Origin of the sequence: Pelagicoccus mobilis, assembly GCF_016595505.1 — a bacterium.
GTDB lineage: Bacteria > Verrucomicrobiota > Verrucomicrobiia > Opitutales > Opitutaceae > Pelagicoccus > Pelagicoccus mobilis.
In genome coordinates this window covers 22,582-32,415 of the sequence record NZ_JAENIL010000063.1, presented here as the reverse complement: position 1 = coordinate 32,415, position 9,834 = coordinate 22,582, and the positions used below count along the sequence as shown (strand labels likewise).

The following is a 9,834-nucleotide window of genomic DNA, read 5'->3' as shown; positions in this document are numbered from 1 at the left end:
CCTGGCCGGCTAGCCGGCCAGGGGGAGCAAGAACCCGCCTAGAATGTGTTAACCATGTCCTTTAACATGTGTTAACTATGTCCTTGAACTAAACAGGCCCGGCACGCCGCGTCCCCCCGCTCCACCTCATCTTTCACACTTCCCATGAAGACAGCTATCGCCTGGTTCACACGAAACCCCGTCGCAGCAAATCTGCTCATGATCTGCCTCCTCCTGCTCGGAGGATATGCCCTGCGGGAGCGGATCCTCTTCCAAGAGTTTCCAGATTATCCGGGACGAACAATCAGCGTCTCCGTAGGCTACCGTGGCTCCACTCCCGAGGAAATCGAAGAATCCATCGTCACCCGCATCGAAGAAGCGGTTTACGACATCCCAGGGGTCAAACGCCTCAACGCTCGCGCCTCCGAAAGCTCCGGCCAGGTCAGCATCCTAGTCGAGGACGGTTTCGACATCGACCGGGTCTACGACGAGGTGAAAAGCGCCGTCGACGGTATCACCACATTCCCACGCGAAGCGCGCCCACCTCGTGTCCGACGCCCTCAGTGGCAAGAGCGCGTCATCTCAGTCGTCATTGCGGGAGACCTCTCCGAGTGGGACATGAAAAAGCTCTCCGAACAGGTGCGGGACGAGATCATGAACCTGCCCGGCGTTTCGCTCGCCGATCTACTGGCCACTCGCCCCTACGAGATCGGCATCGAAGTATCGCCTCAAAAACTTCGCCAGTACGGGCTCTCCATTTCCCAGGTTTCCTCCGCCATCCGAGGCTCATCTATCAACCTCTCCGCAGGTAATATCAAGGCGGTGGGCGGAGACATTCGCTTGCGAGCCCAGAACCAGGCATACAGCCAAGAAGACTTCGAGAACATCGTCCTACGGGCGGACGACCAAGGCTCACGCCTCACCCTTGGCGACGTGGCAACCGTAACGGATGGCTTTGACGAAATCCCGGTCGAATCCCGCCATAACGGAGAAAGAGCCGTCGCCGTAAACGTCTACCGAACCGGCAACCAAAGCGCTATCGAGGTCGGGCATCAGGTTCGTGAATACATCAAGGAAGCCCAGCCACGCATGCCCGAAGGCATCTCGCTCACCCACTGGAACGACGACTCCGAGCGCATCGAGCAACGCCTCGACACACTCAGCGACTCCGCGATCATGGGATTCCTCCTCGTAGTCGGCGTCCTCTCCCTCTTCCTCCGACCCATGCTCGCCTTTTGGGTCGCCCTCGGCATCCCGGTCGCTTTTGCAGGAGCATTCGCAGTCCTGCCTTTCCTCGGGGTAAGCATCAACCTTATCACCCTGTTCGCCTTCATTCTGGTCCTCGGGATCGTGGTCGACGATGCCATCGTCACCGGAGAAAACGTCTTCAGCCATATGCAGAAGGGCAAGAGCCCGCTCGACGCGGCCATCGACGGGACCCAAGAGGTCTCCGTCCCCGTCACCTTCGGGATCCTTACCACCATAGCCGCCTTCTACCCACTCATGGTCATGTCCGGTTGGCGCGGCAACATGTTCGCCCAAATCCCCTTAGTGGTGATTCCTGTCCTTGTTTTCTCGCTCGTCGAGTCGAAGCTCATCCTCCCTGCTCACCTTCGCCACTGCAAAAACATTGGCCACGGCAAGAGCACTCGCAACTCCCTGAACTTCCTGCAAAAGATCCAGAGACGCATCGCCGACACCCTCGAGACCTTCGTCCGTCGCGTCTATAGTCCCGTTCTCGATACGCTTCTTCACCACCGTTATTCGACGCTTGCGGCTTTCATCGGCCTACTCGGAATCTACGTGGGCCTAATAGTTTCCGATACCCTTCCGTACCGCTACTGGCCACGCGTTCCTCGAGACACGCTTCGGGTCAACCTCACGATGCCCACCGGTACCGCCTTCGAAACGACCCAAGCCCATATGGAACGGATCGAAAAAGAAGCTCTCAAACTCGCCGATGAGCTCAACGACGCTTCTCCGTATCCAATTATATCGGACGTATTCGCCACCGCAGGAGGATCCCCTTTCGGCAGTGGGTGGGGTGGGTCACGCGCTGGTATCGCCGAAAGGGGCGAACTGGTAGTCGCCATGTCACTGAAAGCTTCCAGCGAGGCTGAAATGGATACCGGCGACCTAGCCCACCTTCTCCGCATCCGAATCGGCAAAATCCCGGACGCGCAGCGCTTCACCTTGTCTTACTCGGGCAGCGGAGAGGCGATCTCCGTCGACATTCGATCCCGCTCCACCGAAAGCCTTGGAGACATATCCCTTGAGCTTCAAAACCGTTTGCGAGATTTCGACGGGCTTTTCGATATCTCTGATTCCTACGAGACAGCCAACGACGAATTCGAGATTAAGCTCAAACCACAAGCCGAACAACTCGGCCTGAGCGCTAGCAAGATCGCCAGCCAAATTCGCGAAGCGTTCTTTGGGGTCGAAGCCCAGCGCATCCCTCGCGGTCGCGACGACGTTCGTGTCATGGTCCGCTACCCGCTCGAGCACAGGAAGTCGCTCTCAACTCTCGAAAACATGCTCATCCGCGTATCCGGAAGCGTGGAAGTCCCCTTCTCTTCAGTCGCCGAACTAATTCCCGGGAAGAGCCTCCCCTCCATCCGCCGCATCGACGGGAAACGCCAAATCACGGTCACCGCAGACGCGAATCCCATCGAAGTCGATATCGAGGCCATCCTAGCAGATCTCAATTACAACATAATGCCGCAACTGGTAGAGAAGTATCCCGATCTCGAATACGAGCTATCTGGTGATGCTCGCGATCGAGACGAAGGGGAATCGGAATTCGTCGCCGGAATCTGGTTCGTGCTGATAGCCGTCTACGTTCTCTTGGCCATCCCGCTTCGCAGCTACGTCCAACCGCTAGTTGTGATGTCTGCGATTCCATTTGGAATCGTAGGCGCTCTCATGGGGCACCAAATCATGAGCTACTACGACAGTGGACTCGGCATCCTTTCCATGATGTCCTTCCTAGGCATGCTCGCTCTCTCCGGCGTGGTTGTGAACGACTCGCTAGTCATGGTGGATTTCGTAAACAAGAAGCTCAAAGAGGGAGCCAATATACACGAAGCCGTAAGAGCAGCTGGAGCACGCCGCTTCCGCCCGATCCTGCTCACATCTCTGACCACGTTCTTCGGCCTCGCCCCGCTCATGTTCGAACAAAGCAAGCAAGCCAAGTTCATGGTTCCAATGGCCGTTTCCCTCGGATGGGGAGTCATATTCGCCACCTTCATTACGCTCTCGCTTGTACCTGTGATTTGCCTCGTCTTCGACGACATCAAGCAACTCTACCGCAAGATCTACGGTTCGCCCGCCACCGAAGAAGCAGCGATCGCTATCCCCAGCGGCGAATCACCGAAACAGGAAGAGAGCGAGAAATCACCAGCTATCAATTCGAATGCGAAATAGCTTCGCCCCGTCCCGCAGCTGATCAATCGGAAGCAGGATAGAGTCGATCGGTCCCGCTCCGTCATAAGCAATAGTCTCGAAACGCCAAAGCGGGGCGGTCAAAAAGAGCGGTTCGCTGGTTTGATCGCTCTCAGCCCAGTAGTCCAACCAGGTTTCGCGAACGCTTCCCGGATTCGGAAACAGCAGGCAGAGTCGCTTGTCTGCTCCATGTTCAACAATCCTGAACCAGTTTTCCGCGTCCTCGTCCGACGTCCTCCATCGCTCCTCCAACCAATACGGCACACCATCGCCATCTGCGTCGTCTTCCGACTCTTTGGGAGTATCTTCCCCTTCAACACCAATCACGGTTAGCTCCTTCAAAATGACACGGGAGGCACCGATCCCTCGTATCCGAACAACATGATCCCCCTCTCGTATTGATATTTTGGAGTCGGAACTAAAACCGCGAAACGTCCGAACCCCATCAACTAGGATCTCCACATCGTAACTATCGGTGTAGGCATTAAAATCAAAATACAGCTCACACGGACCTGACACCGTCGTCTCAAGCCAACTACGTTTTCCATCCTCCAGCGGAGCCATCGCCCAAAAAACGCCAGCGTCCGAATCGTAAGGATCTTCCGTCTCCTTTACCACCCATCCAAACTTGGGGGTCCTGTATGTACGCCCCTTAAAGCCCAATTCCCGCACTACCGGATTCGCTAGTACATGATGGCGATCCATAACCAGCGTGAACGATTCTTCAGCAGTCCCGAAACTGCCACTCTCATGCGTCACGCTTACCTCCATTCCCGCTGGGTAAGATTCCAATCGCGGCTCTAACTCCACCGGGCCAAACTCGACCGTATTCACAATTCCATACCCAGGATGGAATTCGACAGGCATGTAGTGGCTAGCGTTATAGGTCTGTTCCAAAAAGAACTCCCCCTCTTCCTCAGGTATCAGATACACAGCAGATCGATCATCCCCGTTCCTGTTAAACAAAGGCTCTCCATTCCAAAAAGCGCGAAGCTGGCCCGGCTGAGAATCAGTGACCTTCACCACGCCAGGTCCCTCAAGGTTCGCAAACCATTCTCCACCTTGGCCGTTTTGCAGAAAGGGACTCTCTTCACCGTAATGAGCGCGATAAAAGCCACCCTTCAAAAGGATGTGGCCGTCCACTTCCATCTTCTCAAAGCCTTTATGCAAAGTTCCATCGCTCGAATAGTAGCTATATCCACTGCTCGGATTAAAAACCACCAACAGCTCATCTCCTTCTTCCAACCCTCTCGAACGAGGCAATGCCTGGATCTCTCCGTTGCTGAAAGCCCCATCAAACACCACACTGTACCCCGGATGGACGCCCAAATCAGAGAGGCTCGCGATCCAATCCGAATACCGTTCCGCATCCCCGACAAATTCGAGAACGACTTCGTTCGGCCCCTCTTCCAATTGCAACAATACAGTTCGCGTAGCCAAATCTGTAAACCGCCTCACTTCTTCGCCATTCACTTTCACAGATAAATCCGCGCTCAACGCCGACGAATGATGAGGGGAGTATCTAAACTCCATGAGGCTTGGCCCCTCAAGCGTAGCAAGCACTTGCGTCGACAGCTTACCATCCCCCTTCAAAGCCAATTGACCACCTCCCGAATAGTCAGCCAAAACTGGAACACCTCTCACCCTAAAGCCCTCCCAGCCATAAGCGAGCTCCTCCCCAAACCATGGCTCAACCTGGCTCATCCCAGCACGCCTCCTTATGACAGAGCCAGAATCCGAAAACCACCCCACTTCGTTTTCTCCCCCGGAACTGATCTCGAGCGTCACCAATTCACCAATACGGTATGCGGTACGTTGGGGCGATTCGGAAACCGCATAATTCGGACCCACCGTATAATCAAATCCATACCCATTGGAAAATTCGAAATCGTCGAATTCCAACCTCCCAGGTCCAGCCAGGATTTTAATCCCTTCATCGAAATCCGAAGCGGTATAAGACACTTGATGCCAGCCGCCTTCTCCTACCAGCGACAAATACGGTTTCAAAGTCTGGCTATTCGTATACCTCCCATCCGGATAGGAGTTAATCGTTATCCGTTCCCCAAAATCCAAATACACCCAAAACTTCAAAACGGATGCACCTGTAGTTGGAATTAAAATACTCTTCGATTTGGAAAGATCCACTGCAAACGCCGAATCTCCCGATCGAACAACATCCGACTGGATTTCCACTTCGATATCCCGATCCGCCGCAAGATACGCGCCGCCACCTACATCGTGTAAACCCACAAACTGCGAATAGCCCGCGCCCTTTGCGACAAAGGTAAGCTCCTCACCAATCGGATCACCCTGCAATTCGATACCCTTCTTTCGGGTAACCATTACCTTCGCACCCTCTCCTAAGGTTTCGGAGGCAGTCACGACCGCTTTCTCACCAAATTCGAAGTCGCGCTTATTCGGCTCAATAGTAACTCCATAGCCTATCGAAACATCCGTCTCTTCCTGCCCCTCGGGAGAGAAGCAGGCCAATACGCACGTAACCTGGCTTTCATCCGACCACGGCAAGAACTCGACCACGAATTCTCCAAACTCCGGATCCGTCGCAAAGCTGATCATTCGCTCTTCCCCCACGTTGACGATCTCTTCCAGAACAAGACCGGAGTCGGAAAGCACACGGACCATCACAAAAGCCTCGTCATCTTCGCTGAACACCCGCGGCATAAAGCTAACTTGACGCACGAGCGAGTAATCAAACCTCAGGCGGCTCGCCACATTCGCGCCAAACCCACCATCAAAAGACAAAAGCTCCCTCAAATTCGCATTTATCAGATACATGCCTTCGAAGCGTACCAGCTTATCCGATACAATCTCTTCGTCATCGAAATGCGGAAAGACCCTAGCATGCCCAGCCACCTGCACATCAAACTCAGCCGCCTCGTTTTCGAAAGGCGACGACCACCTCGCAAACGCCTCGTCTTCGCTTCCCGCCTTCAAAGTCACTACTTCCCCCGCTACCCAAACATCATCGCCCAGTCCGAGAGCTGACGACTCCTGCTCGGTTTTACTGCGAAGCAGATATCCACTTCTGAACATCACCTCGTCGAAGTAGCACTTCGTGCCTTCAACCCGCTTCCCCGCGTCATAGCAGGCCGTCCTTCCTACGATCAACACATCTACGATATGCTTTCCTTCAGAAACAGGCACCTGAACCCTTACATTCCCGTCCTTCGCCGACCTCCCTTCAAGCAAATGAAAGGACAGTTCAACCCCGTCCACATAAACGTCGATGTCCGTGCAATAGTTCACAAACGAAAGAACCCCAGGTCCTTCCACCTCCACACTCAAGCTCCCTAGCCCAAAGCCATCCTCAATACGCTGGATGGAAACGGAATTCTCCGTTCCCTGCCCTTTCGCAAGTCTCCAAAACTCCTCTTCCCCCTCAAGAATCCGAACCCCATTGAAGTTGCTCGGAGCCCCAGCCGGACTTTTACCTCGTATCGTATTTTCAACGACATGTTCGAATTGAGCAGGCTGTCCGGCCAATTCTCCACCCCAGCCCCAGAACTCGTACTGAGGGTCGACGGTCACCCCAATCGTGATTCGCTCTCCATGCGAATAAAGATCCTTACTCGGTTCGATCGAAACAGTCGCCCCTGTCGCAGGCTCAAACGCCACGACGTAACGCATGTCACTGATTTCCAAATACGCCTTTCCTTCCGCTCCCGCAAGCGAAATGGCGACCCAATCGACCACCTCCCCATCCGGGGCCGTTACGAATCCCTTTTCCCAAGAGTCGCCAATCAGACCTTCCACCACAGTTCCATCACTCATTCCCGCCAAAATCTTCAGCGTCCCCTCCTCTGAGCTAAGCTCGCCTTTCCAACGTAGCACCATCTCCGCCGGCTTGCGGTCTTCAGCAGTGAAGAGCTTCATCCAATCCCCATCCCCCATACCGTCACAGACAAACGCTCGGCCACTTTCAGCATCCCCCACTTCCTGAACCGACAAGTCCGCGCTCGATACCGCAAGCCCCTTGAAAAAGCCATCCTCAACAGACGTCCCAAAAATCGCTCGCAAGTCACTGTCCTGCGTCACGTAAAAGCTTTTATCGAGAGGAGCTTCGTTCTCATCAAGGGCTACAAACTCGAAATCCTGCCCCTCTCCCAAGAAAGCCCATCCAAGGAAAACAGATCCAGGATCCGGCACAGCTGTGGCATCGAGCTTCTGGCCAAACGCCAAGCCGCTTCCATCCGGTTCAATCTCAACACTCCCAGCTCCCCAAGCTCCAGGAGTCACAACATAGCGCACTTCTTCATACGTCACGTTCTCAATCCAGAAAAGCGGATCTATCCCATTCGAAGTATAGGTATTCAACTTTCCATACAACCAATGCGTTCCCACAGGGACTTCCACCGAGTAAACGCCGCCTTCCCTAAACGGCTTTGATCCTTCGATCTCCGCTCCGTCAAACATGAACTCGAAGCTGCCATGCCCTTCCACCTCAAACTCCAAGCGACCCGGCCCCTTAACTTCCGTGGCGATCTTCACATCCTGCCCATAGACGTCCGCAGGCAGAGCCCCCAACTCAAACCGGTCACTCGTACGCGTCTCGCTCGTCATCCGACTCGGAGAGAGATACCATCGCAATCCACCAAGCTCGATATTCTCCAACGCGAACCGAGCGATCAGCTCCCCATCAAAATCCTCCGTCACCTGCAGCTCCGAATCACTGGAAAAGACATCCCCTTCCCATCTCACGAACTCCCAATTCTCATCGGGACTAGCGGTAAGCGTTCTCACACCCTCCCCGTCTTCATTCACACTCCACTTCCTATCGATGCTGCCTTCCCCAATCACTTCAACGGGAATGGGATAATGTTCCGCTCCGGCAATATGTCGCAGCTCGGACAAGGTCGTCTCCCCCCTGTCCCAAACAGATAGCACCAATCGATCCACCCATTCAGGAATCGCGACCTCTACGTCTCGATAGGTCTCCCCTTCATCGAGCTCCTCGACAATCATCGACAAGTCGCCTTCACGACTTCCCTCGTTCGAAATGCTCACCCCAGCGTTCGTCCTGAACCTAAACACCCCCGGCCCCGAAGGAAAAAACCGTACCTTATCCGCCCTCACCTCGCTCACGACCCCATCCGTTTCAGGCCCAAACTCGTACGTTTCCCTCACGTTCACAGCGATCGTTCCCCCAACAATCGAACGCTCCTCACCAAAATTAGCCGAAAAGGAGTGGTAAAGATCTCGGCTTTTGAAAACCAACTCCTCCTGGAACTCTCGCGGCCACAAGTGCGCATACGCTTCCGAGCTCGCGCTCAACCAGTCCAAAAAACGATTCCCCTCGTACGGAATGGCACGAACTATGAATCCATACTCGTCCCCCCCGCTCACCGGAATCTGTTCCGATTCCAGAAACCCACCCGACGAAGAGTCCTTAATTCCCCACCCTTCCTGAAAATGCGCGTCGTCGATATACCACTCCACCTTCGTCGCTCCTACATTCCCCCGAGCATATCGATAGATCCACGTACTTAGCTGCCCTTCCTTAACTTCCAAAAACCACCTGACCCACGTTCCAGGAGCGTCGTTCGAGTCGACCCGAGTCCAATAGGTGAACAATCCAGCCGCCGGAAATTCCAAATAGATCTGAGCGCTCACATCTTCCCCAGCGGTAGTAATCCCCAACGACTTGCCATCCGAGCGCCCCACATCCTCCCTCAGCTCAAGACCATCCGGCACAGCCGTGATTGAAATCCCACTATCCGCCAACCCAAGCGCCTCCACAAACCCTTCCGTACTTCCCCAAATACCCAGAGGAGCAACAAGCAAACCTAGCAATAACATCCACACACGGATCGTAATCATACTGAAACCCAAAATTCCCTCAGCGAAACAGTCCAGAATCGAATCAGGAAAAATACGCTACCGATTCTCACTCGGAGAAATTCCCTTGCCCCGCTTGCAATATTCAAGCAATCCGCTCGTATAAGTCTCATCTCCCCAAAGTGAAACGCATCATCGCCAGCATAGGTCTCCTGCTTCTCGCCTGCCAAGTCGCCCTTGGTTCAGCGGGAGCGATCTTCCTGTGCCTCTGCGCTTCCAGCGAGGCCGAGTGCGCCCCTCCCGCCCCCACCCTGCTCGAGGACGACTGCTGCGCTCACTCGGAAGAAAAAGAGTCTGCTCAGGAAAAAGAGGAGTGCTCCGACCTCCTCCTCACCACCGACGACCTAGACTCCGTCGAGTTCAACAAGGAGACCACAAAACTCCTCACACTCGTCCCCGTCGCCATCTTTGAGCTTCCAGAGCTCTACAACCTCGCCTCCCTTTTCGAGCAACAGCCACCGGCTGCTCGAGCTCCACCGGAAATTGCGAGCCCGCAAACGCTCTACACGCAGACGATCAAGCTCCTGCTCTAAAATCCTGATTCACCCGCTGGACTGT

The 9,834-nt window shown here is 54.6% G+C and carries 3 protein-coding genes; 2 read left to right on the top strand and 1 reads right to left on the bottom strand.

Going from position 1 to position 9,834, the window contains the following annotated elements; genetic code table 11:
• Positions 1 to 144: 144 nt before the first annotated feature.
• Positions 145 to 3,402, top strand: coding sequence for an efflux RND transporter permease subunit (locus JIN87_RS23825; RefSeq protein ID WP_200358324.1), 3,258 nt, complete (start codon positions 145 to 147; stop codon positions 3,400 to 3,402).
• Here the strand turns inward: JIN87_RS23825 and JIN87_RS23820 are convergent.
• The gene (locus JIN87_RS23820) at positions 3,373 to 9,258 is read right to left on the bottom strand and encodes an InlB B-repeat-containing protein (RefSeq protein ID WP_200358322.1); all 5,886 of its coding nucleotides are present in this window, start codon (positions 9,256 to 9,258) and stop codon (positions 3,373 to 3,375) included. The genes JIN87_RS23825 and JIN87_RS23820 overlap by 30 nt on opposite strands.
• Positions 9,259 to 9,398: 140 nt before the next feature.
• Here JIN87_RS23820 and JIN87_RS23815 point away from each other — a divergent pair, with 140 nt between their 5' ends.
• Positions 9,399 to 9,809 (top strand): hypothetical protein, encoded by a 411-nt coding sequence (locus JIN87_RS23815; RefSeq protein ID WP_200358320.1) that lies wholly within the window; start codon positions 9,399 to 9,401, stop codon positions 9,807 to 9,809.
• Positions 9,810 to 9,834 lie beyond the last annotated feature (25 nt).

Coding starts and splice junctions, on each gene's coding strand:
- JIN87_RS23825 (WP_200358324.1), top strand. CDS start 145: ATGAAGACAGCTATCGCCTGGTTCACACGAAACCCCGTCGCAGCAAAT.
- JIN87_RS23820 (WP_200358322.1), bottom strand. CDS start 9,258: ATGATTACGATCCGTGTGTGGATGTTATTGCTAGGTTTGCTTGTTGCT.